The sequence below is a fragment of the Roseateles sp. PN1 genome (assembly GCF_038419725.1).
Lineage (GTDB): Bacteria > Pseudomonadota > Gammaproteobacteria > Burkholderiales > Burkholderiaceae_C > Paucibacter_A.
Map to the genome: position 1 here is coordinate 353,779 of NZ_JBCARA010000004.1, position 23,467 is coordinate 377,245.

Here is a 23,467-nt window from a genome sequence, read left to right on the forward strand (position 1 = left end):
TCGCGCCGCTCCATGCTGAGTCGCTCACGCGTCCTGCTGGCTGCCTTGTGGGGTGGCCTGCTCTTGGCGGTGGCCATGGTGGCGGCACCAAGCGCATTTGATGCGCTTGAGCGCGCGCAGGCCGGCTTGGTAGTGGCCAAATTGTTTGAGAAGGAAGCGGCCATCAGCCTGGCGGCAGCGATGTTGCTGATGCTGATGGAGCGCCGCATGGCGCGCGACGGTGGCGGCCCGGCCTTGTCGGCCAATTTCTTTTTGCCGGCGGGTGCGCTGTTCTGCACGGTGGCTGGCTATTACGCCTTGCAGCCCATGATGGCTGCGGCCAAAGCCGGGCAGGGCACATGGTCATTCATGGCCTTGCACAGCGTGTCGCTGGGGTTTTACGGGCTCAAGACTTTGCTGGTCTTGGCCTTGGCTTGGCGAGTCAGCAAGAACTGATCGGGTCCGTTGAGGCCCTGTGGCCCGGTTCGAATGCTGAAGGCTTTGTGCCTGAATTTAGCCGGGCCAGATCACTCGGACGGCCCGGTTTGGCGGCTTGAGGCAGACAAGGCAAGCCGTTTGGCTTGCCTGTTCAGACTCAGTCTTGCGCCATTTTCTTGACGCTGGTGATGCGGCGCTTGGCGCGCTTGATCTCACCACCTTGAGCGACCCGCTCATTGCCGAGAACGCGCAATTTCTTCATTTGCGGGCGATGGTTGCCGCTCTTGGAGAACTTGACGATCTTGACAACACGGGGAGCGCCCTTGCCGCCAGCTTCGCGCTCGTCATCCGCCTTTTCGGGGATCGGGCGCCAGATGACCAGCAGCTTGCCGATGTGCTGAATCGGCGCAGCATTGAGCTCGCCGCACAAGGAGGCAAAAATGCTCTCGCGGTTTGCTCGGTCATCCGAGAACACGCGGACCTTGATCAGGCCGTGAGAGTTCAGGGCGGCGTCAGTGGCTTTCACCACGGCCGGGGTTAGTCCATCCGAGCCAATCATCACGACGGGGTCGAGGTGATGGGCTTCGGAACGTTTTTCCTTGCGCTGGGCAGGGTTCAATTGAATCGCAGGCATACGCGTATTATCCGTGCAACATGAAGATCAAGACAAAAAGCAAAAAACTTAATAAGACGTGGTTGCATGATCACATCAATGATCCCTACGTCAAGATGGCGCAGCGGGATGGTTACCGTGCCCGCGCCGCTTACAAGCTCAAGGAGATTGACGAGGAGCTCAAGCTGATTCGCCCTGGCCAAGTGGTGGTGGATCTCGGGGCTTCCCCAGGCGCCTGGAGCCAGTATCTGCGCCGTTGTTTCGCCCCCACGGTGGCGGGTGTGGGTGGTGCGGCGGTTGGGCAGTTGAACGGCACCATCATCGCCTTGGACCTGCTGCCTTGTGAGCCAATTGAGGGCGTGCAGTTCCTGCAGGGCGACTTCCAAGACGAAGAATGTTTGAAGGCGCTGGAAGATACGCTGGCCGGGCGGGCCGTGGATCTTGTTGTTTCGGACATGGCCCCCAATCTGTCGGGTATTGAAAACGTCGATGCTGCGCGGATCGCTGGCTTGGTTGAATTGGCCATTGATTTCGCGCAACGCCACCTGAAGCCTGAAGGCGCCTTGGTCACCAAGGTCTTCCACGGCAGCGGTTACACGCAGCTGTTGGAGCAATTCAAGGCCACCTTCAAAAAGGTCAAGCCCATCAAGCCCAAGGCCTCGCGGGATCGGTCCTCAGAGACCTTTCTGATCGGCATTGGCCTGAAGGCGCCGCGGCCCTGAACTTGGGTGTGTATCTTGGGTTTGAATGCCGGAATGGCCCCGCAGTGGGCGCAGAGCGGTAATCGCGGTAATGCCTGACAAATGCCGGGCCTAAGCAAAAGCAGCTCAGGGCCTTGACTGCAATAGAATCAACCCCATATGCCGTGCACATGGCTGCAACGAGTGCAGCTGGGCCGAATTGAATGAAGGAGTCGCGGTGAACAATCAGTGGTTCTCGAAGGTAGCTGTTTGGATAGTGATCGCCTTGGTGCTGTTCACTGTCTTCAAGCAGTTCGATCGAGGTGCAAGCCAAGGCAATCAGCTTGGATATTCGGAATTTCTCGATGAAGTTCAGGCGCACCGCATCAAGTCCGTGACCTTGCAAGAGGGCGGCGCTGGTACTGACATCTTGGCGGAAACCAATGATGGCAAGAAGCTGCGCATCACGGCCACCTATCTGGACCGTGGTCTGGTAGGCGACTTGCGCGCTGCTGGCGTCAAGTTTGATGTCAAGCCGCGTGAAGAGCCTTCCTTTCTGGTCAATATGTTGATCAGCTGGGGTCCCATGCTGCTCTTGATCGGCGTTTGGGTTTACTTCATGCGCCAGATGCAAGGCGGCGGCAAAGGCGGAGCTTTCAGCTTCGGCAAGTCCAAGGCGCGCATGCTTGATGAGGCGAACAACACCACGACCTTTGCCGATGTGGCCGGCTGCGATGAGGCCAAGGAAGAGGTCAAGGAGTTGGTCGACTTCCTGAAGGATCCGCAGAAGTTCCAAAAGCTCGGCGGCCGGATTCCGCGCGGCGTGCTGCTGGTCGGCCCTCCGGGTACCGGCAAGACCTTGTTGGCCAAGGCGATTGCTGGCGAGGCCAAGGTGCCTTTCTTCTCAATCTCAGGTTCTGACTTTGTCGAGATGTTCGTCGGCGTGGGTGCTGCCCGCGTGCGCGATATGTTCGAGCAAGCGAAGAAAAGCGCACCCTGCATCATCTTCGTGGACGAAATCGACGCGGTCGGTCGTCATCGCGGTGCTGGCCTGGGCGGTGGTAACGACGAACGTGAGCAGACTCTCAACCAGATGCTGGTGGAGATGGACGGCTTCGAGACCAATCTGGGTGTGATCGTGATGGCGGCCACCAACCGGCCCGACATTCTTGATCCCGCTTTGCTGCGTCCCGGTCGTTTCGACCGTCAGGTTTATGTGACCCTGCCGGACGTGCGTGGCCGCGAGCAGATCCTCAATGTGCATATGCGCAAGGTGCCGGTCGGTCAGGACATTCGTGCCGACATCCTGGCGCGCGGTACGCCTGGTTTCTCCGGTGCTGACTTGGCCAATCTGGTCAACGAAGCAGCGCTGTTTGCGGCTCGCCGCAGTGGCCGTGTGGTCGAGATGCTCGACTTCGAGAAGGCCAAGGACAAGATCATGATGGGCCCCGAGCGCAAGTCCATGATCATGCCGGAAGAGGAGCGCAAGAACACGGCTTACCACGAAGCTGGTCATGCGCTGGTGGCTCGCCTGATGCCCAAGACCGATCCAGTGCATAAGGTCACTGTGATTCCGCGTGGCCGTGCCCTCGGCGTGACCATGCAGCTGCCTGAAGGCGATCGCTACAGCCTGGACAAGGAGCGCATGCTCTCTACCATCTCGGTGCTGTTCGGTGGCCGTATCGCCGAAGAAGTGTTCATGAACCAAATGACCACTGGCGCGTCGAACGACTTTGAGCGTGCCACCTCGATCGCTCGCGATATGGTGATGCGCTACGGCATGACCGATGAGCTGGGCCCGATGGTGTACTCGGAAAACGAAGGTGAAGTTTTCCTCGGTCGCTCGGTCACCAAGACGACCAGCATGTCCGAAGAAACCATGCGCAAGGTGGACTCTGTGATCCGCCGCATCATCGACGAGCAATACGGCATTGCGCGTCACTTGATCGAAGAGAATCAAGACAAGATGCACGCCATGGCCAAGGCCTTGCTCGAGTACGAGACGATCGATGCTGATCAGATCGACGACATCATGAGCGGCAAGCCGCCGCGTCCTCCTAAGGATTGGACAACCCCAAGTGGTGGCAAGTCCGACGGCACACCACCGCCGGTCAATACCGACAGCGCACCCGCTGCGGCCTGATAATTTTCTTTGAACGAACTCAAAAGGGCTGGTCTTCCGGGACTAGCCCTTTTTTATTCCCGATGAGCTTTTGGCAAACCACACGATTTCAAATTGATCTGAGCAGCCCACGCGTGATGGGCATCGTCAATGTCACGCCGGACTCTTTTTCGGACGGTGGGCAGTATGGCGATGCGGCACAGGCCATTGCGCATTGCGAGCAGTTGCTCGCGGAGGGGGCTGACATCCTGGACATCGGTGGAGAGTCGAGCCGTCCTGGCGCTCAGGTGCTCAGCGCCGAGGAGGAGTGGGCACGAGTCGCCCCAGTCCTGCGGGCTGCGCTGAGCATGGGCGTTCCTGTGTCCTTGGATAGCTGGAAGCCAGAGGTGATGGCGCGAGCGCTGGAGCTCGGTGTCGATATCCTCAATGACATCCATGCTTTTCAATCTCTTGATGCCATGCAACTGGTAGCGGCGAATGCATCCGTGGGCCTGTGTGCCATGCATATGCGCGGGGACTCGAGCACCATGCAGCAACTCACCGACTATGTCGATGTGGTTGTCGAAGTGGCTGAGTTTTTGAAATCTAGGGCCGAGGCTTTGCGGGCTGTTGGCGTCGCGGCTACGCGCATCGTCCTGGATCCAGGCTACGGCTTTGCCAAAACGACGCCGCAGAACTTTGACATGTTGGCGCGGCAGGCTGAACTGCTCGGTCTCGGCTATCCGCTGCTCGTGGGCTGGTCTCGCAAACGGTCATTGGGTGATGTGACGGGGCGTTCAGTTGATCAGCGTCAGCCCGCCAGTGTGGCGGCTGCGGTGCTGGCAATGGCGCGCGGCGCGGCCGTGCTCAGGGTTCATGATGTGGCTGCCACAGTGGACGCAGTCAAAGTGTTTCAAGCTGCCACCCAGAAGGGGGAGGGCTGAAGTGGCGCCTCAATCTTGGCTGACAATAGGTTCAAATCAATCAGGAGTTCGTTTTTCATGACTCGCAAGTATTTTGGAACCGATGGCATTCGCGGCACTGTGGGTCAAGGCCCCATTACTCCTGACTTCATGTTGCGCTTGGGTCATGCCGTAGGTCAGGTCTTGCGCAAGCAAGGCGGCCGGCCAAGTGTTTTGATTGGCAAGGACACCCGTATTTCGGGTTACATGATCGAATCTGCCCTGGAGGCTGGCTTTGCATCCGCCGGCGTGGATGTGCAGTTGACTGGCCCTTTGCCCACGCCTGGGGTGGCCTATTTGACACGCGCCCTGCGGCAGGATCTGGGTGTGGTGATCAGCGCATCGCACAACCCCTTTGCCGACAACGGCATTAAGTTCTTCTCCTCCAAGGGCGAAAAGCTGCCCGACGCTTGGGAGTTGGCTGTTGAAGCGGCGCTGGAAGATGCGCCCACCTGGATCGATTCGGCTAATTTGGGCCGGGCTCGCCGCATCACTGATGCGCGCGGTCGTTATATCGAGTTCTGCAAGAACAGCTTTGGTTCAGACCTGACCCTCAAGGGCTTGAAGATTGTGGTGGATGCGGCCAATGGCGCGGCTTACCACGTGGCCCCGGACGTTTTTCATGAACTCGGCGCCGAGGTGATTTCCATCGGCTGCAGCCCGGACGGCTTCAACATCAACGCGGGTTTTGGTGCCACTTCTCCGGCGGCTTTGGTGCAGGCGGTCAGGGAGCATGGCGCGCATTACGGTGTAGCGCTGGATGGTGACGCCGACCGGCTGCAGTTGGTTGATGCCGAGGGGCGCCTCTACAACGGCGACGAGTTGCTGTATGTGATGGTGGCTGATCGGCTCGGCCAAGGTTTGCGGGTGCCGGGCGCCGTGGGTACCTTGATGACCAATATGGCGGTTGAATTGGCCATCAAGGCGCTGGATGTTGATTTCGTGCGCGCCAAGGTGGGTGACCGTTATGTGCTGGAGGAATTGGCGGCGCGAGGCTGGGAGTTGGGCGGCGAGGGCAGCGGCCACTTGTTGGCGCTGGACAAGCACACCACCGGTGACGGCATTGTCAGTGCCTTGCTGATCTTGCAGGCGGTCAGCCGCACCGGCAAGTCATTGGCTGAGCAGTTGGCGCCGGTCACCTTGTTCCCGCAGACCATGATCAATGTGCGCTTGCAAGCCGGCCAGGATTGGAAGAGCAATGCCCACTTGGCTCGTGAGCAGGCCGAGGTGACCTCTGAGCTGGGTTCGCGCGGCCGGGTGCTGATTCGCGCATCGGGCACGGAACCTTTGCTGCGGGTCATGGTGGAGGCCAGTGATGCGCTCGTAGCTAAGCAATGTGCCGAACGCTTGGTCAAGGCTGTGAATGCCTGACGATTGCCTAGCTGCCTGCTCGGCGCGGGCGCCGGGACTGGCTTGAACTAGCCACAGCCAAATGAAAAAGCCCCGGCAGGCCAGACCTACCGGGGCTTTTCTACAGGCTCGGACTCTTGTGGTCCGCCTTGATCTCGTGCCTTACTTCTTTGGAGGTGTCAGCACGCGGTCGATCACGTGCACAACACCATTGCTGGCGCTCAGTTCGCCGTCCTGAACCAGAGCCTCTTCAATCGTCACAAAGCTGCCGGCGCGTGCGGTTGCGACGGTGGCGCCATTCAGTGTCGTGACGTTGGCATTCTTGATGTCGGCGGCTGCCAGCTTGCCGGCCACCAGGTGGTAGTTCAGCACGACCTTCAACTGCGCTGGATTCTGATTCAGCGCTTCCATCGTCTTAGCGGGGACGGCCTTGAACGCCTCGTTGCTCGGGGCGAACACGGTCAGCGGGCCGGCTGCGTTCAGCTCGGCTTTCAGTCCAGCTTGCTCAATCAATTGGCTGAAGGTGCTGAGTTGGGGCGTACGGGCTACAGTTTCGGCCAGAGAGACTGGGGTTGGGGCGGGTGTGGCGCAAGCGCTCAGGCCAAGAACGAGTGCGGCTGCGCTGCAAATTGCCAATGCCCGGCGTGCGGTATTCAACTTCATCGAAGCTCCAGAGTAGGGTGAGGTGGATGGATACATCAGCATCAGCTTAGGCATCGAATGTGACAGTTCAATGAACACTATGTGACTCCGTCATTACCTGTAATATTGCGGGCGAATTCCCTGTGGTCGAGGCGTGTGTCACGTGGGTGTCATATTTAAGTCATAGCATCCACCCCATCGTTAACCCTGAGAGTGATAGGTCGCATATGAAGTTTGCTCAAGTCCGCGCTGGTGTTGTCCTCGCTGCCACCCTGGCCATGCTGCCCTTGGTGCATGCACAGGATGTCACGGGTGCTGGTGCCTCCTTCCCGGCACCAATCTATGCCAAGTGGGCCGATTCTTACAACAAGGCCAGCGGCGTCCGTATCAACTACCAATCGGTGGGTTCGGGTGCTGGCATCAAGCAAATCAAGGCCAAGACCGTTGACTTCGGAGCCTCGGATGCGCCGCTGAAAGACGAAGACCTGGCCAAGGACGACATGATCCAATTCCCCACCGTCATTGGCGGTGTGGTGCCGGTGCTCAATATCAAGGGCATCACGCCTGGTCAAGTTCGTATGACTGGCACCGTGTTGGGTGACATCTATCTGGGCAAGATCACCAAGTGGAATGACGCGGCTTTGACCGCCCTGAATCCGGGCGTGCCGCTGCCGGATACCACCATTGCCGTGGTGCGCCGTGCTGACGGTTCGGGTACCAGCTTCTTGTTCACCAACTATCTGTCCAAGGTGAATGCCGAGTGGAAGGCCAAGGTCGGTGAGGGCACCGCTGTCAACTGGCCTACTGGTGCCGGTGGCAAGGGCAACGAAGGCGTTTCCTCCTACGTTCAGCGCCTGCCCAACTCGATTGGTTATGTCGAGTACGCCTACGCCAAGCAAAACAAGATGTCTCACGTTCTGCTGAAGAACCAGTCGGGTGCTTTCGTGGCGCCTAGCGATGCAGCCTTCAAGGCCGCTGCTGCTGGTGCTGAGTGGTCCAAGAGCTTCTACCAAGTGCTGACCGAGCAAGCTGGCAAAGACAGCTGGCCCATCACCGGCGCCACTTTCATCCTGATGCACAAGAAGCAAGACAAGCCAGCTTCTGCGGCCGCCACCTTGAAGTTCTTTGACTGGGCTTACGCCAGTGGCGACAAGACGGCTGATGAGCTCGACTATGTGCCGCTGCCCGCCGCTGTGAAGGATCTGGTGCGCAAGCAGTGGGCCGACAATCTCAAGGACGCTTCCGGCAAGGCCATCAGCTTCAAGTAATCAAAGTCCAAAGGCCATTTGGTCTCTAGACACAATCCGGGTTGACTCAGTGCAGTTGACTCGGATGTTCTTGCGTCAGCAAAGCGCAATTTCTCCATCATCAACGCACTAGCATGCGGAGGCCCCGTGGCCGCAATACTCCCAGCCAACAAGTTTGATTCCAGCGCTGAGGTTGAAAAGACTCAGCCCAGAAGCAGTCCGCCAACGCGGCGCGCGGTTGCGCCGTGGGCTGACACCGTCTTTTCACTTCTGGCTCACGGCGCAGCCTGGCTGACCCTGGCTTTGCTGGTTGGCATCATCATTTCGCTGCTGATCGGCGCGATGCCGGCCATTCGCGAATTCGGCCTGAGCTTTTTGTGGACCAGTGAATGGGACCCGGTGCAGGAGAAGTTCGGTGGCCTGGTGATGATCTACGGTACCTTGATGACCTCCTTCATCGCCTTGTTCATCGCCGTGCCGGTCAGTTTTGGTATTGCCTTGTTCCTGACCGAGTTGTCGCCCAACTGGCTCAAGCGGCCTCTGGGCGTCGCCGTTGAGTTGTTGGCCGCCGTGCCGTCGATTGTTTACGGCATGTGGGGCCTGCTGGTTTTTGGCCCGATTTTGGCGACCTATGTGCAGCAGCCGCTGCAAAAGCTGCTCGAAGGCGTGCCGTTTTTCAGCACCCTGGTGTCTGGCCCGCCGGTCGGTATCGGCATTTTGTCGGCCGGCATCATTTTGGCCATCATGATCATCCCCTTCATCGCCGCGGTGATGCGTGATGTGTTCGAAGTCACGCCGGCCATGTTGAAGGAATCGGCTTACGGCCTGGGCGCTACCACCTGGGAGGTGATGTGGCGTGTTGTCTTGCCTTACACCAAGACCGGTGTGATGGGCGGCATCATGCTCGGCCTGGGCCGTGCCCTGGGCGAGACCATGGCGGTGACCTTCGTCATCGGCAATATGAATCAACTCAATTCGCTGTCGGTCTTCGAGGCCGCTAACAGCATCACCTCGGCATTGGCGAATGAGTTTGCCGAAGCCGGCGAGGGCCTGCACCAAGCGTCCTTGATCTATCTGGGTCTGGTGCTGTTCTTCATCACCTTTGTGGTTCTGGCTTGTTCCAAGATCCTGTTGTCGCGCTTGAAGAAGAATGAAGGAACGCGCACATGAGCACCATTACGACTGTGGCGTCGACGTCTTCCCTGGGCCTGGATGGCAAGCGTCTGGCCATGCACCGCAAGCGCAAGCGCGTCAATGCCATCGCGCTGAGCTTGGCCCTGGCCTCTATGGCCTTCGGCCTGTTCTGGCTGTTGTGGATTCTGTTTGAAACGGTGCGCTTGGGTGTTGGCGGCTTGAGTCTGGCCACCTTCACCGAGATGACCCCACCGCCACTGGCAGAAACCGGCGGCTTGGCCAATGCCATCTACGGCTCTTTCATGATGGTGGGTCTGGCAACTGTACTGGGCACGCCAGTGGGCATCCTGGCCGGCATCTATTTGGCTGAGTATGGCCAGAAGACTTGGCTGGGCAGCGCGGTGCGTTTCATCAACGACATCTTGCTGTCCGCGCCCTCCATCGTGGTTGGCCTGTTCATCTACGGCCTGATCGTCGCCCGCATGCACTCATTCTCCGGTTTTGCCGGTGTGCTGGCCCTGGCGCTGATCGTGATGCCGGTGGTGATCCGCCAGACCGAGAACATGTTGAGCCTGATCCCCAACGCCTTGCGCGAAGCGGCTTACGCTTTGGGTACGCCGAAATGGAAGGTCATCATGTCCGTCACGCTGAAGGCAGCCCGTGCGGGTGTGCTGACCGGCATCTTGCTGGCTCTGGCCCGAATCTCGGGTGAGACGGCGCCGTTGCTGTTCACGGCCCTGTCCAACCAGTTCTGGACGGCGGACATGAGCCAGCCCATGGCAAGCCTGCCTGTCACCATCTTCAAGTTCGCCATGAGCCCCTATGAAAACTGGCAGAAGCTGGCTTGGGCAGGCGTTTTCATCATCACCATTGGCGTGCTGCTGCTGAACATCCTGGCGCGCATCCTCTTCAAGAACAAGCACTGAGCGGAACATCACATCATGGACGCCAAAGTTGAAATGCCCGTGACCGAGCGGGCCAAGCTCTCGGTACGCAATCTGAACTTCTATTACGGCAATTTCCTTGCCCTGAAGAACATCAATCTGGACATCCCAGAGAAGAAGGTCACCGCCTTCATCGGCCCCTCGGGTTGCGGCAAGTCCACCTTGCTGCGCACGCTCAACCGCATGTTTGAGCTCTACCCGGACCAGCGCGCCGAAGGTGAGATCTTGCTTGATGGCCAGAACATTCTGACCAGCAAGGACGATGTTTCCCTGATCCGCGCCAAGATCGGCATGGTCTTCCAAAAGCCCACGCCTTTCCCGATGTCCATCTACGACAACATCGCCTTTGGCGTGCGTTTGTTCGAAACCCTGCCGCGCGTCGAGATGGACGAGCGCGTGGAGTGGGCGCTGAAAAAGTCAGCGCTGTGGAATGAAGTCAAAGACAAGCTGAACCAGAGCGGTTCTGGCCTGTCCGGCGGTCAGCAGCAGCGCTTGTGCATTGCTCGCGGCATCGCGATCAAGCCCGAGATCTTGTTGCTGGACGAGCCTTGCTCGGCCTTGGACCCGATCTCCACTGGCAAGATCGAAGAGTTGATTCACGAATTGAAAAACGACTACACGGTCGCCATCGTGACTCACAACATGCAGCAAGCGGCGCGTTGCTCGGACTACACGGCGTATATGTACCTGGGTGACCTGATCGAGTTCGGCCCCACAGCCGAGTTGTTCATGAAGCCCAAGCGCAAGGACACCGAGGATTACATCACCGGACGTTTCGGCTGACGCGTCAAACAAGCCAAGCGCTTGAATCTGAATAGGGACTGAGGCCAGCCCATCGGGCCTCGACAATTGAAAAGAGAACTCGCCATGAGTGACAAACATCTCTCCACGCAATTCGACGCCGAGCTGAGCGGCATTTCCACCCGAGTGTTGGAAATGGGCGGCTTGGTGGAATCGCAGGTGGCACAAGCTGTGCTGGCCCTGACCTCCTTCAGCAGCGAAATCGCTAGCGCCGTGCTCAAGCAAGAAGAGCAGGTCAATGCGATGGAAGTGGAAATTGACCGCGATCTGTCTAGCATCATCGCGCGACGCCAGCCCACCGCACGTGATCTGCGCCTGCTGATCGCGATCTCCAAGACCATCGCCAATCTCGAGCGCGTGGGCGATGAGGCCGCGCGTGTTGCACGCACGGTGCAGCGCCTGATCAATTCGGGTGTTTCCAGCCGCCTGCGTTTGCCCATGTCTGACCTGGCTTTTGAGGCAGAGCTGGCGATTGCGCTGCTGCGCAAGGCGCTGGACGCGTTTGCCCGTCTGGATGTGGAACGTGCGATCGAGGTACTCAAGCAAGATGACCAGATCGACAAAGAGTTCGACGGCCTGATGCGCAAGCTGATCACCTACATGATGGAAGATCCGCGCACCATCTCTTCCGCCATTGACATGGTGTTTGTTGCCAAGGCCATCGAGCGCGTTGGTGACCATGCCAAGAACCTGGCCGAAGTGATCATCTACGTAGTCAAGGGCACCGACGTGCGTCACAACACGCCGGAAGCCGTTGAGACCATGGTCCGCTGATTTCGCTGCCATGGCGGTTTGAGCCATGGCCCCTCTGCATGCAAAGTCAAGTTCGCCCCAGGCCTCGATGAGGCCCGCGCCGGTGAGTGTGGTTTCGTGCTCGTCTGAGCAGCAAGCCTAGAGTAATTGAAGGAATCGCAATGAGCCGTATTCTTGTGGTGGAAGATGAGTCGGCGATTGCCGAACTGATTTCGATCAACCTGCGTCATGCGGGCTTCGAGGTCACGATCGCGGCAAGCGCCGACCAAGCCCAATATGAAGTGGACCGGGTGCTGCCTGACCTGGTGGTGTTGGACTGGATGTTGCCGGGCCAATCCGGCTTGGCATTGGCCCGCCAGTGGCGCGGTGCGCCGCGCACCAAGGAATTGCCCATCATCATGCTGACCGCCCGCGCCGAAGAGACCGACAAGGTGTCAGGTCTTGACGCAGGTGCTGATGACTACCTGACCAAGCCGTTTTCGACCAATGAATTGCTGGCGCGGATTCGTGCCGTGCTGCGTCGCAAGGCGCCCGAGGCGCTGGATTCGCAGGTGGAAATTGGTGGCCTCAATCTTGACCCGGGCACGCGCCGGGTCAGCCGCGAAGGCTCGGAAGTGAAGCTGGGTCCGACCGAATTCCGCCTTCTGCATTTCCTCATGACCCATCCTGAGCGGGTGCACAGTCGCTCGCAATTGCTGGACCGCGTCTGGGGTGACCATGTGTTCATCGAAGAGCGTACGGTTGACGTGCATGTCAAGCGTTTGCGGGAGGCCTTGGAGCGCGTCAACTGCGCCCGCATGATCGAGACCGTGCGAGGTGCGGGTTACCGCCTGACCCAGCAACTCAGCGCCTTGCAAGCCTAAGGCCGCAAGGCCTTCGTTCAACAATCAACCGGAATCTACCGTGAGTTGGCTCTTGCCTCGTTTTGTCTTGGCGGCCTTGGCGGTGTGCCTGGGTGCCATGGTTGGCTGGTGGACAGGCCGTTTCTTCGATCTACCCTTTTTGGCTGAAACCTTGGGAGCGGCCAGCGCGGTAGGCGCTCTGGTCGTGATTGACGCCGTGCGAGGGCATCGGCTCTTGCAATGGCTGCGGGGCTCCCAGCAGGATACAGCGCCTCGTGACACGGGGCTGTGGGGTGAACTCGGCTACCGCATTGAGCGTGCCGTGCGCGATCGCGAGAAGGTGATTGCCCGCGAGCGCTTGCAACTGGACCAGTTCCTGTCCGCCATCGAGGCCTCGCCCAACGGCGTGCTGATGCTGGACGCGCAGGAGCAGATTCTTTGGTGCAATCGGGTAGCGGCCGACCATTTTTCGCTCGACCCGCAACGCGACCTGCGCCAGCGCATCACCAATCTTGTGCGCTCGCCCGCCTTTGTGGCCTTCTTGCAAGAGGGCAGTTTCGAGCAGACCTTGCTGCTGCGTAATGTGCGCGGCTTCGGCGCCTTGTCTGTGGTGATCCGGCGTTATGGCGAGGGCATGAAGCTGGTGCTGTCGCAAGACATCACGGAGCGTGAGCGTTCCGATTCGATGCGCCGCGACTTCGTGGCTAATGTCTCGCATGAGATTCGCACGCCCTTGACCGTGTTGTCGGGCTTCATCGAAACCATGAGTTCTTTGCCGCTCACAGAAGTGGAGCGCCGCCGCGTCTTGACCTTGATGGGCCAGCAAACACAGCGCATGCAAGGGCTGGTCAGTGACCTCTTGACCCTAGCGCAGTTGGAGGGCAGCCCGCGCCCCGCGCCCGATCGCTGGGTCTCCTTGGACGCGATCTTGGCTCGCATTAACTCCGATGCTCTGGCCTTGTCCGGCGGCAAGCATCAGATCAAGGTGCAGCAGTCCACTCAGATTGACCTGGCGGGCGTGGAGTCCGAGTTGATCAGTGCGGCGGCCAATTTGGTCACCAATGCCGTGCGCTACACGCCGGCCGGTGGGCAGATCGATGTCGTTTGGCGTGACCTGGCCGATGGCTCAGGTGAGCTGAGTGTCAATGACACCGGCCTGGGTATCGCCCGGGAGCATTTGCCGCGCTTGACTGAACGCTTCTACCGCGTGGACGGCAGCCGTTCACGAGAAACCGGCGGCACAGGTTTGGGCCTGTCCATCGTCAAGCATGTGGTTCAAAGGCATGGTGGCGAGTTGCAGATTCAAAGCGAGGCCGGCAAGGGCTCGCGTTTCAATCTGGTCTTCCCTGCCGTGCGCGTGCGGCATGGGGCTGAAGCAGCCTTGGGTGTTGAGGCGGCGTACGCGGATCGGCAGCTGGCTGACTGACTGTTTGAGTCAGGCGCGTGAGCCTGCCCTGGCTATCGCTAGGGCAGGGCTCGCTTCCAGATCTTGAAGGTGGGCTTGCGGTCGGTTGGCCGCTGTTCATGGGCCACCAACACCCAGTTGGCGGGCACTGCGGCGCCGGCGGCTTGCACCGCGTAGTCGCAAGCGCTTTCACTCAAGGGACGCTTGGCGTCCACCAGCCAGCCGCCATGAAACTCGATGGCAGCCAGTGTGGCCATGGATTGATCAGGCGCTGCCAAGCAGTTGATGGCGGGCGGCAGATGCCGGCCCAGACGTGCAATCAATGCCTTGTCGCTGCGCGCATAGTCGGCAAACGGCAGCAAGATGGTCATCGCCAGCAGCCAGCACAGGGCCACGCCGCCCGCGGGCAAGACCAGGCTCTTCCACAAAGCATGTTGATTGCGTGCCGTGCGCCAGCGCACCAGGGCCACCCAGGCGGCCGAAGCCAGCAGGGCTGCCGCCAAAGCCAGTGCATTGAACTGCGGCTCAAAGCCCTCGGCCAGGCGTCGCAGATTGGCGGCCGGCGTCTTGGGCCAATCCAGCTGCATCGACAGGTAGTAGATCCAGAAGAACAGCGCGCCTGCGCTGAAGAAGAACACCGAGAACCAGTCCATCGCCGCAGCAAAGCCGCGCTTCAGTGTGGGCAAGGCGAATGCGGCCAGCACGGCCAGCGCAGGCAGGCCCAGCAGCAAGGCGCGATCTGAGTTGTCCATCAGCAAGCTGGTCAGCATGGCAATCAAGGCTAGGCTCAGGGGCGCGAAAATATGGCGATGCTGCCAATGCGCACGCCAGCGCCACAAGGTCCACAGTGCCAAAGGCCAGGCCGGCCAACTGAACCAGGCGCTCAGACTCAGGAAATCCAGCAAGGTCGCAGGCGCGGCTTCCATGCTGATACGCCAGGCCCAGGCATTGAATTCCCATGCGCTGATGGCGGCCAGCATGCCGGCAATCAGAATCCACAAAGTCAGCTCGCGCACCTGCGCATAACTGGACTTGCTGCATTGAACGGCGCCGACGACTGCACATGCCAGCGCCACGGCGGGTGCGCCACTCGCTGCCAGCACCGGCAGCGACAACATCACCGCCCAGCGTGCCTTGGCCAGCCGAAATGGCGCCGCGGCCAAGCCGTAGAGAAAGAGTGAACTCGCCAGCAACTGCAGCAGTTCTGGCGTGGTCTCGTGGCCCAGTTGCAGCAATCCTAAGGAGGCGATAAGGGCCAGTAGCGCGCCGTCAGCCATGGCACGGGCGTAGTCCACGCCCTGCGCCTCGCCGCCAAAGGCGAAGGCCACCGGCTGGGCCGCATCCGTGCGCGCCAGATGGAAGCAGCTGTACCACACCAGCATCAAAACCAGCACCAGGATCAAGCCATAGGGCAGGCGAGCCGCCAAGGCTGGCTCAAGCATGGGTAATGCTTTGATGGCCACGGCGCCGACCCAGTAGGGTAGGGGGCCGCCATCGGCGTGAATGCCGGCGATGCTGGGTTGCCACCATGGAGCGTGTCCGCTGGCCACGCTGCTCATGAATCCGAAGGCACTCAGATCTGCGTTGCGCCATGGTTCACGGCCAAACAGGCCAGGCAGGACATAGGCGGCGCAGAACAGGATCAAGGCCAGGCGAGGCATGCGCTGTGCGCCGCGCTCGGCAACGATGGCGGGTGTCGGAAGATTCACGCGGGGTCGGTTTCTGATTGAATTTGCAGATGAGCCAACATCATGCCGCAGACTCACGCAGTCCTGCGGCGCGGGTGCTCACGCAGGGACGAAAAAAAGGCAGCCTGAGCTGCCTTTTTGGATTCAGTCCCGAAGGAGTGAATGCGTAACTTACTTCTTGGCGAAGCCAGCAAACTTGTTGCGGAACTTCTCGACGCGGCCGCCCAGATTGTCGATGCTCTTTTGTTGGCCGGTGTAGAAGGGGTGCGATTCGCTGGTGGTTTCCAGCTTGACCAGCGGCACTTCGCGACCGTCTTCCAGCTTGACGGTTTCCTTGCTGCCCATGGTCGAGCGCGTCACGAACTTGAAGCCGTTGGATTGGTCCACGAAGCAAACGTCGCGGTAGTTAGGGTGAATGCCGTCTTTCATGGGAGATCTCGCTGCAGTGCCGGCAGCCACGTCACACCATGTGACGCACTTGCTGACGAAGTAAAACCGGGATTATAGCCCGAAGAATGGCGCGTGGACGAATCCTTGCGCCGAAGGTGCAGGTTTGGGCCTGCACCAGGAAGCCCAACTTAGCCGCCTCGCCTCATCATGTCGAAGAAGTCGAGGTTGTTTTTGGTGGACTTCATCTTGTCCAGCACGAACTCCATCGCCTCGATCTCGTCCATGTTGTAGAGCAGCTTGCGCAAGATCCAGCTCTTTTGCAGGATCTCGGGCTTGAGAAGCAACTCTTCGCGGCGGGTGCCGGACTTGTTGATCAAGATCGAAGGGTAGACGCGCTTCTCGGCCATGCGGCGATCCAGATGGATTTCGCAGTTGCCGGTGCCCTTGAACTCTTCGTAGATCACTTCGTCCATGCGGCTGCCGGTATCGATCAGCGCGGTGCCGATGATGGTCAGCGAGCCGCCTTCTTCGACTTTACGCGCCGCACCGAAGAAGCGCTTGGGGCGCTGCAGGGCATTGGCGTCCACGCCGCCGGTCAAGACCTTGCCCGACGAAGGCAAGACGTTGTTGTAGGCGCGGGCCAGGCGGGTGATCGAGTCCAGCAGGATGATCACGTCTTTCTTGAGTTCGACCAGGCGCTTGGCGCGTTCGATCACCATCTCAGCCACTTGCACGTGGCGAGCAGCCGGCTCGTCGAAAGTGGAGCTGATCACTTCACCGCGCACGGTGCGGATCATCTCGGTCACTTCTTCGGGGCGCTCGTCCACCAGCAGCACGATCAGGTGCGACTCGGGGTGATTGGCGACCAGCGCGTGCGCGATGCTCTTCATCATCTCGGTCTTGCCGGTCTTGGGCTGCGCGACGATCAGGGCGCGCTGACCTTTGCCGATGGGGGCAATCAAATCAATGATGCGACCGGTGATGTTTTCTTCGCCCTTGAAGTTGTCGCGCTCGAGCTTGAACGGTTCCCGTGGGAACAGCGGCGTCAAGTTCTCGAACATGATCTTGTGCTTGCTCTCCTCGGGCGTCAGTTCATTGACGCGGTCAACCTTGACCAGGGCAAAGTAGCGCTCGCCGTCTTTGGGCACGCGCACTTCACCTTCGATCATGTCGCCGGTGTGGAGATTGAAGCGGCGGATCTGGCTTGGGCTCAGATAGATGTCGTCGGTGGACGCCATATAGCTGTCGTCGATGGAGCGCAGGAAGCCGAAGCCGTCAGGCAAGACCTCCAGCACGCCGTCGCCGAAGACTTGCTCGCCAGCCTTGGCGCGCTTTTTCATGATCGCAAACATCAACTCCTGCTTGCGCATACGGGCGACGTTGTCGATCTCCAGCGCCTCGCCCATCTTGATGAGCTCGGAGACGTGAAGCGCTTTCAGTTCGGAAAGATGCATGGGTGAACACCCGGTAGGGGGTCAAAGATCCTGCCAAGGACCGGTGACAAATACTTCGGCAACCAGCAAGCGTTTGTCGCCAGACCAGGGGCAGGCAAAAGACGCAACGCAAGAAATAAACGCGGGAGCTTGGGTGCCGAGTCCTCGCGCCAGAGTCATTCAAGAAGACTAAGCAGGGCGAGTTGGCAAATTGCGAACGCTGCGAACCCGTTTGAACCGGCGCCCGCAGCGGCAATTTCGAATGATTATAGGTTAGCGTCCAGGAAGGCGGTCAATTGTGTCTTGGACAATGCGCCAACCTTGGTGGCGGCCAGTTGGCCGTCCTTGAACAACATCAATGTGGGGATGCCGCGGATGCCGAACTTGGCGGGCACTTCACGGTTCTCGTCCACATTCATCTTGGTGATTTGCAGGCGGTCGCCGTAGTCCTTGGAGATCTCGTCCAGGATGGGGGCAATCATCTTGCAGGGGCCGCACCATTCGGCCCAGTAGTCCACCAGCACGGGCTTGCCGGCTTGGATGACATCGGTCTCAAAAGAGGCGTCGGAAATATGTTTGATCAGTTCGCTGCTCATTGCTTGTCCTTGGACGGGCTTGTTGTGTTGCCGCTGATTGGCTGCAGTGCTTGAAGTAGGTGGCACGGCAGGCGCTCGGCCTTGTGCCGGATGATTTTGACACAAAGGCCGAGACTGGGCGGGCAGGGCGGTTTTTTGTGTGGCGCGACCTTGGCTTTCGCGTTCTTGAAATAATTTTTAGAAATATCTCGCACAGCCCAAAAAGTCAGGCTAGAATAGTCGTCTTAGTCGGGGCGTAGCGCAGCCTGGTAGCGCATCTGCTTTGGGAGCAGAGGGTCGCGAGTTCGAATCCCGCCGCCCCGACCAAGACCCAATTGGATAACCCGCTGTGAGCTTTGCTTGCAGCGGGTTTTTTCATTTCCGGCCTGAGTCGTTTCGTATTGATGAGTCTACGCAATTTGATGCCACGCCTTTGGGTAAGCTCTGCTTAACAAAGGGCTTGGAAGCACGGACACTTCGCCGCTTCGGGTCTACCGACCTTCACTGACGCCAATACAGGCTCGATCAAGAGCCTTCAAAATCAAACACAGCAGTCATGGCTATCCAACAATTGACCGACGAGCAGATCCGCAACTGGACGCGCGAGCAAAAAGACGAGTGGTGGTTCAAGAACATCTTCCGTGGCGATATGCCGCAGCTGACGCTGCGCTCCGCGCTGACGGGTTTTTTGCTCGGCGCCGTTCTGGCGGCCACATCGCTTTACATCGGCGGCAAGACAGGCATCGGCATCGGTGTTGGGCTGACCTCGGTGATTCTGTCTTTCGCCCTGTTTCGCGCCCTGAATAACTCGGGCCTGACCAGCGACTACACGATTCTCGAAAACAACTGCACCCAGTCCATCGCCACGGCGGCGGGCTATGCGGTGTCGCCTTTGTTCTCGAGCCTGGCGGCTTATATGTTGATCACCGGGCGCATCATCCCCTGGTGGCAGATGATGATCTGGATCGTTGTGGTCTCGATCCTGGGTGTGCTGGTGGCTTTCCCGATGAAGCGCCGCTTCATCAATGAAGAACAACTGCCTTTCCCGGAAGGTCGCGCTAGCGGCGTGGTGCTGGATTCGCTTTACAACGGCGATGCTGGCAGTGGCGTCTTCAAGGCGCGTTTGCTGGGCTATGTGGCTGTGGGCACGGGCCTCTATCAAGCGCTGGTCAGCGACGGCTGGATGAAGCTCTTGCAGTTCAAGATCCTTCGCATGGATCAGTGGGCGGGCATGAGCGCGCCCTGGACCTTCCATGAGCGCCTGGACACCTATTACTACCAGGCGGCGGTCAAAGCTGATTTGTGGATCCCGAAAATTCTGGGTGTGGACTTCCGCACCCTGGGCCTGCGTTTCACGCTGGATGCGGCCATGCTGGGCGTTGGTGGCTTGATGGGCATCGCGGTCGCTAGCAGCGTCTTGCTGGGCTCTTTTGTCAACTTCGTCATCCTGGCCCCCATCATGATTCAGGCTGGCGACATCGTTCAACGCGTCGCCCCCAATGGCAGCTTGGTGCCAATCTCGCGCGCCGAGATCGTCAACCAATGGTCGATGTGGTGGGGTGTGACGATGATGGTGGTGGGTGCTTTGGTGGGCCTGCTGGCCAAGCCGGAGCTGTTCACCAGCGCCTTCAAGAATCTCGGCAAGAAGAAGAGTGCAGCCAAACAAGGCCCGGATTTGCTGGCCGATATCGAAGTGCCGCTGTGGGTGTCCTTCGTTGGCGTGCCCATCTTCAGCGTGCTGGGTGCCTGGGTCACTCACGCCTTCTTTGGCGTGCCGTGGCTGCTGGCCCTGATCTCCTTGCCTTTGATCTTTGTGCTGACGGTGATTTGCACCAATGCGATGGCGTTGACTTCGTGGACACCGACCGGCGCGCTGTCCAAGATCACCCAGTTCACCATGGGTGCGATTGACCGAACCAATCCGGCCAGCAATTTGCTGCCCGCCGGCATGACTTCGGAAGTGGCCTCCAACGCGGCCAATCTGCTGTCCGACATCAAGCCCGGCTATATGTTGGGCGGCAAGCCGCGGCATCAGGCTGTCGGCCATGTGATCGGCATTTTTGCCGGCGTGATGGCTTGCGTGCCGCTGTACTTCTTGCTGTTCCTGCCGGCCGATGCCAATGGCCTGCGCTCCACCACGACCATCGTGTCCGAGCAATTCGCCATGCCGGCTGCCCTGCAATGGAAGGGCGTGGCCGAGATCATTGCCAAGGGCGTCCAAGGCCTGCCGGCCTCGGCCATCGTGGCCATGGTGGTGGCGGCGGTTTGTGCGGCTGCCATCGAGATTGCGCGCATCATCTTCAAAGGGCGCTTCCCCTTGTCGGCCGTGTCCATCGGTCTGGGTGTGGTGCTGCCGCCTGAGTCGGTGATCGCCATGTTTGCTGGCGCCTTGCTGTTCTGGCTGATGGGTCGCCGCCACAAGGCGCCCGGCACGCCCGGCAATCGCATTTGGGTGGAAGGCTGTGAGCCGATCTGCGCTGGCCTGATCTCGGGCGCAGCCTTGATGGGCATCGGCAACGCCATCGTCAACGTCATGCTGGGTTAAAACCCGGGCGCTGCCGTCGGGCCTCAGTGAGGCCGGGCAGCTGTTGCCGCCATGGCACAATCACGCTCCCTGTGGAGGCGCTCGCCTCCCGTGTACCGACCATAGCTCAACTGGATAGAGCACCCGCCTTCTAAGCGGGCGGTTGCAAGTTCGATTCTTGCTGGTCGGGCCAGTTTTCTGGCTCCTCATTCCCCTCTGATCCTGATCGTTAGCAAAGCGCTCTTGGCTTTTGCTGGCTTGGCGGCGCGCCACTCTTGTGTGCCGAACCCGGGCGACTGCCGTTTGGCTTCAGTGCAGGGGATGCTTGCGGTACTGTTGCTCGCCGAAGAGCACCTCATGCGCTTGCTCGTCGAGTTGCGCCTGGCGCATATCGGCCAGCACCTCCAGGCCGCGCCGCACTGCCGGGCGGCCGGCGATCTCATCGAACCAGCCCTTCAGATACGGGTAGTCGCCCATCTTTACGCCCTGACTTTTCCAGGAGCGCAACCAGGGGAAGACGGCCATATCGGCGATGCTGTATTCGGGGCCACCGATGTATTTGCTGCTGGCCAGGCGGGTATTCATCACACCGTAAAGTCGCTGTGCTTCACTGCTGTAGCGCTGAATGGCGTAGTCGATTTTTTCTTTGGCGTAGACGCGGAAATGGTGGGCTTGGCCCAGCATGGGGCCGACACTGCTCATCTGGAACATCAGCCACTGCAGGACTTCGTATTTGCCGTGCGTATCAGATGGTAGAAAGCGGCCAGTCTTGCCTGCGAGGTAGAGAAGAATGGCGCCGGATTCAAATAAGTGAATGGCTTTGCCGTCAGGCCCGTCGGGGTCTAGCAGGGCGGGAATCTTGTTATTCGGGCTTAGCTTGAGAAATTTGGGTTCAAACTGTGCCCCGGTGCCAATGTTCACGGGGATCACCCGATAGGGTAAGCCGCATTCTTCCAACATGATGTGAACTTTGTGGCCATTTGGCGTGGCCCATGAGTAAAGATCGATCATTGTTTGCCTCTCTTACCTTTGACGCGGGTCCCTCGGCCTGCGCTGACTCATTGTGCTAGTTCATGTTTTTAAAGCAAGTTAAACACTGGTTCATCGCACGCGCCAATGCTGCGCGTTGGCGGCCCATCCATGATTGGGCGGAGAGTCGGCAGGGGCAGTTCCGGCTTGCCAAGGATGGGCGCGGTTTCTTGATTGAGCAGCCCAAGGCCATGCCCGGCAGCTTGCGCATCGAATGGGGGGCGTCACAGCGCGCCTACATCGAGGGCACCGAGTTGCGCATGCGTTGCGAGTTACGCCTGCACAGCGACTTGCAAATGATGATTCTGTGCCGCCAGTTGATGGAGGTGCTGGAACGCACTGTCTTCGAGGCCTACACCGATACCTTGAAGACGCGGGTGGACACCGACACGCCGGAGGAAATGCGTTGGTTGGTGATGTTCCCCAAGGTGACGAATATCTCGTCCAAGCTGGTGCGCCAACGCTTTGGCGCTTTGGGTGTCAATAAGACCTTGGCTGCCGACTGGCTTGAGGGTGAGTTGAGTGAAATCCTGGCCCAAGCCAGCCAGGACCTGTTGCCCGAGGGTCATCCCTTTGTGCTGATGACCATGCGCGGCAATGTCTATTTGCGCACCGCCATGACCGAACCTACCTTGCCCAAGATTCAGGCCCTGGTGCGGGTGCTGGAGTCCGCCTGCCGTGAGGCATTGCGGATCAACGGGAAGTTGTCTGAGCGCGGCCCCTGGCCGACCACGACCTCGGTGGCCTGGCACAGTTCCACACCGGATGAGGATGTGCCGCAAAACTGAGGCGCTCCAGCCCGGCGATTGAACCAGTCAACCCGGGCCTACCGGGTGCTGTATCGAGGTGCCGGGCTGTTTCAGCCCCGCTGCGCGAACTGCCAGGCCAATTCCGCCAGCGGGCGGGCGCCGGCGCCGGCCTCACGGGCTTGCTGGCTGGACGCGGTGCCGTCTACCACCCGCTTGGCAATGCCTTGCAGAATCGCCGCGATGCGGAACAGGTTGTAGGCCAGGTAGAAATTCCAGTCCTGCATCACGCGGTCCACATCGGCGCGGCCGGTGCGTTCGCAGTAGCGGCGCACATAGCTGAGCTCATCCGGGATGCCCAGGGCTGCCAGGTCTTTACCGCCCAAGCCGCGCGCTGCGCCGGAGGACTGGATGTGCCAGGTCATGCAGTGGTAGCTGAAGTCGGCCAAGGGGTGGCCCAGCGTTGACAGCTCCCAGTCCAGCACCGCCATCACCTCGGGCTTGTCGGGATGGAAGACCAGGTTATCGAGGCGGAAGTCGCCGTGCACGATGGCGACCTCGCTGGGGTCGCGTGCCGATGCGGGAATGTGGGCGGGCAGCCAGGCAATCAATTCATCCATGGCCGGGATGGGTTCGGTCACCGAGGCCAGGTATTGCTTGCTCCAGCGCCCGATCTGGCGTTCGAAATAATTGCCCGGCTTGCCGTACTCGGCCAGGCCGCAGGCGCTGAAGTCGACCTTGTGCAGGGCTGCGATGACGCGGTTCATCTCGTCAAAGATGGCGCCGCGCTCGGCCGGCGTCATGCCGGGCAGGCTGGGGTCCCAGAGCACGCGGCCGGGCATGAAAGCCATGATGTAGAAGGCGCGGCCGATCACGGATTCGTCTTCGCACAAAGCCAGCATTTGCGGTACCGGCACGGCGCTGTCGGCCAGGGCGCGCATCACGGTGAATTCGCGCTCAATCGCGTGGGCCGAGGGCAGCAGCTTGGCCACCGGGCCGGGCTTGCTGCGCATCACATAGCTGCCACTTGGTGTGATGAGTTTATAGGTCGGGTTGGACTGCCCGCCTTTGAACTGCTCGATGCTCAAGGGGCCGGCAAAGCCCGGCAGATGGGCAGTCAGCCAAGTACTCAGTGCCTCCAGATCAAGGCTTTGGGTGAGGGCGCGAGTACCGGTGAATGCATCCATTTTT

General features: G+C 59.8%; 22 protein-coding genes and 2 tRNA genes. 16 read left to right on the plus strand and 8 right to left on the minus strand.

The genetic code is table 11. The features are described from left to right. The first annotated feature begins 12 nt into the window (after positions 1–12). Complete coding sequence (locus AABB87_RS08765; RefSeq protein WP_341970868.1) at positions 13–435, plus strand: DUF4149 domain-containing protein; 423 nt, start codon at positions 13–15, stop codon at positions 433–435. A gap of 139 nt (positions 436–574) precedes the next feature. Here the strand turns inward: AABB87_RS08765 and AABB87_RS08770 are convergent, their stop codons facing one another. Continuing rightward, on the minus strand, positions 575–1,051 hold the full coding sequence (locus AABB87_RS08770; protein ID WP_058719425.1) for a YhbY family RNA-binding protein: 477 nt from the start codon (positions 1,049–1,051) through the stop codon (positions 575–577). Positions 1,052–1,071: 20 nt separating this feature from the next. Between AABB87_RS08770 and AABB87_RS08775 the strand changes: the two genes are divergently transcribed. From AABB87_RS08775 to glmM, 4 genes are all read left to right on the plus strand, one after another. Then, complete coding sequence (locus AABB87_RS08775) at positions 1,072–1,752, plus strand: RlmE family RNA methyltransferase (protein ID WP_058719426.1); 681 nt, start codon at positions 1,072–1,074, stop codon at positions 1,750–1,752. Positions 1,753–1,948: 196 nt separating this feature from the next. Then, positions 1,949–3,853 carry an ATP-dependent zinc metalloprotease FtsH gene (ftsH, locus tag AABB87_RS08780; protein ID WP_058719427.1) on the plus strand — a complete coding sequence of 635 codons (1,905 nt, stop codon included), beginning with the start codon at positions 1,949–1,951 and terminating at the stop codon, positions 3,851–3,853. Between the two features lie 62 nt (positions 3,854–3,915). Then, the gene (gene folP, locus AABB87_RS08785; RefSeq protein WP_341970869.1) at positions 3,916–4,755 is read left to right on the plus strand and encodes a dihydropteroate synthase; all 840 of its coding nucleotides are present in this window, start codon (positions 3,916–3,918) and stop codon (positions 4,753–4,755) included. 57 nt (positions 4,756–4,812) lie between these two features. Beyond that, positions 4,813–6,144: a phosphoglucosamine mutase gene (glmM, locus tag AABB87_RS08790; protein WP_341970870.1), complete on the plus strand. Its 1,332-nt coding sequence runs from the start codon at positions 4,813–4,815 to the stop codon at positions 6,142–6,144. A gap of 141 nt (positions 6,145–6,285) precedes the next feature. Here the strand turns inward: glmM and AABB87_RS08795 are convergent, their stop codons facing one another. Beyond that, positions 6,286–6,864 carry a fasciclin domain-containing protein gene (locus AABB87_RS08795; RefSeq protein WP_341970871.1) on the minus strand — a complete coding sequence of 193 codons (579 nt, stop codon included), beginning with the start codon at positions 6,862–6,864 and terminating at the stop codon, positions 6,286–6,288. A 128-nt stretch (positions 6,865–6,992) separates the two neighbouring features. On the opposite strand from AABB87_RS08795, the gene pstS reads away from it, so the two are divergent. The 7 genes from pstS to phoR all read left to right on the plus strand — a co-directional run bounded on the left by pstS (position 6,993) and on the right by phoR (position 13,912). Further along, the gene (pstS, locus tag AABB87_RS08800) at positions 6,993–8,033 is read left to right on the plus strand and encodes a phosphate ABC transporter substrate-binding protein PstS (protein ID WP_341970872.1); all 1,041 of its coding nucleotides are present in this window, start codon (positions 6,993–6,995) and stop codon (positions 8,031–8,033) included. Between the two features lie 135 nt (positions 8,034–8,168). Continuing rightward, positions 8,169–9,182 carry a phosphate ABC transporter permease PstC gene (gene pstC, locus AABB87_RS08805; protein WP_341970967.1) on the plus strand — a complete coding sequence of 338 codons (1,014 nt, stop codon included), beginning with the start codon at positions 8,169–8,171 and terminating at the stop codon, positions 9,180–9,182. Continuing rightward, the gene (pstA, locus tag AABB87_RS08810) at positions 9,179–10,072 is read left to right on the plus strand and encodes a phosphate ABC transporter permease PstA (protein WP_341970873.1); all 894 of its coding nucleotides are present in this window, start codon (positions 9,179–9,181) and stop codon (positions 10,070–10,072) included. The genes pstC and pstA overlap by 4 nt, the downstream gene beginning before the upstream one ends. A 15-nt stretch (positions 10,073–10,087) precedes the next feature. Then, entirely contained in the window at positions 10,088–10,873 is a 786-nt protein-coding gene (pstB, locus tag AABB87_RS08815; RefSeq protein ID WP_058719433.1) for a phosphate ABC transporter ATP-binding protein PstB, read from the plus strand. 84 nt (positions 10,874–10,957) lie between these two features. Next, positions 10,958–11,665 (plus strand): phosphate signaling complex protein PhoU, encoded by a 708-nt coding sequence (gene phoU, locus AABB87_RS08820; protein WP_341970874.1) that lies wholly within the window; start codon positions 10,958–10,960, stop codon positions 11,663–11,665. Positions 11,666–11,805: 140 nt separating this feature from the next. Continuing rightward, on the plus strand, positions 11,806–12,507 hold the full coding sequence (gene phoB / locus AABB87_RS08825) for a phosphate regulon transcriptional regulator PhoB (RefSeq protein WP_058719435.1): 702 nt from the start codon (positions 11,806–11,808) through the stop codon (positions 12,505–12,507). Positions 12,508–12,547: 40 nt separating this feature from the next. After that, positions 12,548–13,912 (plus strand): phosphate regulon sensor histidine kinase PhoR, encoded by a 1,365-nt coding sequence (gene phoR, locus AABB87_RS08830; protein ID WP_341970875.1) that lies wholly within the window; start codon positions 12,548–12,550, stop codon positions 13,910–13,912. Between the two features lie 38 nt (positions 13,913–13,950). Here phoR and AABB87_RS08835 read toward each other — a convergent pair whose 3' ends face one another. The 4 genes from AABB87_RS08835 to trxA all read right to left on the minus strand — a co-directional run bounded on the left by AABB87_RS08835 (position 13,951) and on the right by trxA (position 17,998). Beyond that, positions 13,951–15,600, minus strand: coding sequence for a hypothetical protein (locus tag AABB87_RS08835; RefSeq protein WP_341970876.1), 1,650 nt, complete (start codon positions 15,598–15,600; stop codon positions 13,951–13,953). Between the two features lie 150 nt (positions 15,601–15,750). Then, a complete protein-coding gene (locus AABB87_RS08840; protein WP_058719437.1) occupies positions 15,751–16,008 on the minus strand; it encodes a type B 50S ribosomal protein L31 in 258 nt (85 codons plus the stop codon). Between the two features lie 149 nt (positions 16,009–16,157). Then, positions 16,158–17,423: a transcription termination factor Rho gene (rho, locus tag AABB87_RS08845; protein ID WP_058719438.1), complete on the minus strand. Its 1,266-nt coding sequence runs from the start codon at positions 17,421–17,423 to the stop codon at positions 16,158–16,160. 245 nt (positions 17,424–17,668) lie between these two features. After that, on the minus strand, positions 17,669–17,998 hold the full coding sequence (gene trxA / locus AABB87_RS08850; protein WP_341970877.1) for a thioredoxin TrxA: 330 nt from the start codon (positions 17,996–17,998) through the stop codon (positions 17,669–17,671). A 229-nt stretch (positions 17,999–18,227) separates the two neighbouring features. Here trxA and AABB87_RS08855 point away from each other — a divergent pair. From AABB87_RS08855 to AABB87_RS08865, 3 genes are all read left to right on the plus strand, one after another. After that, a tRNA-Pro gene (locus tag AABB87_RS08855) sits at positions 18,228–18,304 on the plus strand. Between the two features lie 229 nt (positions 18,305–18,533). Continuing rightward, positions 18,534–20,522 (plus strand): OPT family oligopeptide transporter, encoded by a 1,989-nt coding sequence (locus AABB87_RS08860; protein ID WP_341970878.1) that lies wholly within the window; start codon positions 18,534–18,536, stop codon positions 20,520–20,522. Positions 20,523–20,617: 95 nt separating this feature from the next. Then, a tRNA-Arg gene (locus tag AABB87_RS08865) sits at positions 20,618–20,694 on the plus strand. A 116-nt stretch (positions 20,695–20,810) separates the two neighbouring features. Here AABB87_RS08865 and AABB87_RS08870 read toward each other — a convergent pair. Then, a complete protein-coding gene (locus AABB87_RS08870; RefSeq protein WP_341970879.1) occupies positions 20,811–21,512 on the minus strand; it encodes a glutathione S-transferase N-terminal domain-containing protein in 702 nt (233 codons plus the stop codon). Between the two features lie 62 nt (positions 21,513–21,574). Between AABB87_RS08870 and AABB87_RS08875 the strand changes: the two genes are divergently transcribed. Beyond that, positions 21,575–22,318: a hypothetical protein gene (locus AABB87_RS08875; protein WP_341970880.1), complete on the plus strand. Its 744-nt coding sequence runs from the start codon at positions 21,575–21,577 to the stop codon at positions 22,316–22,318. A 71-nt stretch (positions 22,319–22,389) separates the two neighbouring features. On the opposite strand, the gene AABB87_RS08880 is transcribed toward AABB87_RS08875, so the two are convergent. Beyond that, positions 22,390–23,463 (minus strand): phosphotransferase, encoded by a 1,074-nt coding sequence (locus AABB87_RS08880; RefSeq protein ID WP_058719443.1) that lies wholly within the window; start codon positions 23,461–23,463, stop codon positions 22,390–22,392. Positions 23,464–23,467: the final 4 nt, after the last annotated feature.

What these genes read in the sequence shown, in the direction of transcription:
- AABB87_RS08765 (WP_341970868.1), top strand. Translation starts at nt 13, where the DNA reads ATGCTGAGTCGCTCACGCGTCCTGCTGGCTGCCTTGTGGGGTGGCCTG.
- AABB87_RS08770 (WP_058719425.1), bottom strand. Translation starts at nt 1,051, where the DNA reads ATGCCTGCGATTCAATTGAACCCTGCCCAGCGCAAGGAAAAACGTTCC.
- AABB87_RS08775 (WP_058719426.1), top strand. Translation starts at nt 1,072, where the DNA reads ATGAAGATCAAGACAAAAAGCAAAAAACTTAATAAGACGTGGTTGCAT.
- folP (WP_341970869.1), top strand. Translation starts at nt 3,916, where the DNA reads ATGAGCTTTTGGCAAACCACACGATTTCAAATTGATCTGAGCAGCCCA.
- glmM (WP_341970870.1), top strand. Translation starts at nt 4,813, where the DNA reads ATGACTCGCAAGTATTTTGGAACCGATGGCATTCGCGGCACTGTGGGT.
- pstS (WP_341970872.1), top strand. Translation starts at nt 6,993, where the DNA reads ATGAAGTTTGCTCAAGTCCGCGCTGGTGTTGTCCTCGCTGCCACCCTG.
- pstA (WP_341970873.1), top strand. Translation starts at nt 9,179, where the DNA reads ATGAGCACCATTACGACTGTGGCGTCGACGTCTTCCCTGGGCCTGGAT.
- pstB (WP_058719433.1), top strand. Translation starts at nt 10,088, where the DNA reads ATGGACGCCAAAGTTGAAATGCCCGTGACCGAGCGGGCCAAGCTCTCG.
- phoU (WP_341970874.1), top strand. Translation starts at nt 10,958, where the DNA reads ATGAGTGACAAACATCTCTCCACGCAATTCGACGCCGAGCTGAGCGGC.
- phoB (WP_058719435.1), top strand. Translation starts at nt 11,806, where the DNA reads ATGAGCCGTATTCTTGTGGTGGAAGATGAGTCGGCGATTGCCGAACTG.
- AABB87_RS08840 (WP_058719437.1), bottom strand. Translation starts at nt 16,008, where the DNA reads ATGAAAGACGGCATTCACCCTAACTACCGCGACGTTTGCTTCGTGGAC.
- rho (WP_058719438.1), bottom strand. Translation starts at nt 17,423, where the DNA reads ATGCATCTTTCCGAACTGAAAGCGCTTCACGTCTCCGAGCTCATCAAG.
- trxA (WP_341970877.1), bottom strand. Translation starts at nt 17,998, where the DNA reads ATGAGCAGCGAACTGATCAAACATATTTCCGACGCCTCTTTTGAGACC.
- AABB87_RS08860 (WP_341970878.1), top strand. Translation starts at nt 18,534, where the DNA reads ATGGCTATCCAACAATTGACCGACGAGCAGATCCGCAACTGGACGCGC.
- AABB87_RS08870 (WP_341970879.1), bottom strand. Translation starts at nt 21,512, where the DNA reads ATGATCGATCTTTACTCATGGGCCACGCCAAATGGCCACAAAGTTCAC.
- AABB87_RS08875 (WP_341970880.1), top strand. Translation starts at nt 21,575, where the DNA reads ATGTTTTTAAAGCAAGTTAAACACTGGTTCATCGCACGCGCCAATGCT.
- AABB87_RS08880 (WP_058719443.1), bottom strand. Translation starts at nt 23,463, where the DNA reads ATGGATGCATTCACCGGTACTCGCGCCCTCACCCAAAGCCTTGATCTG.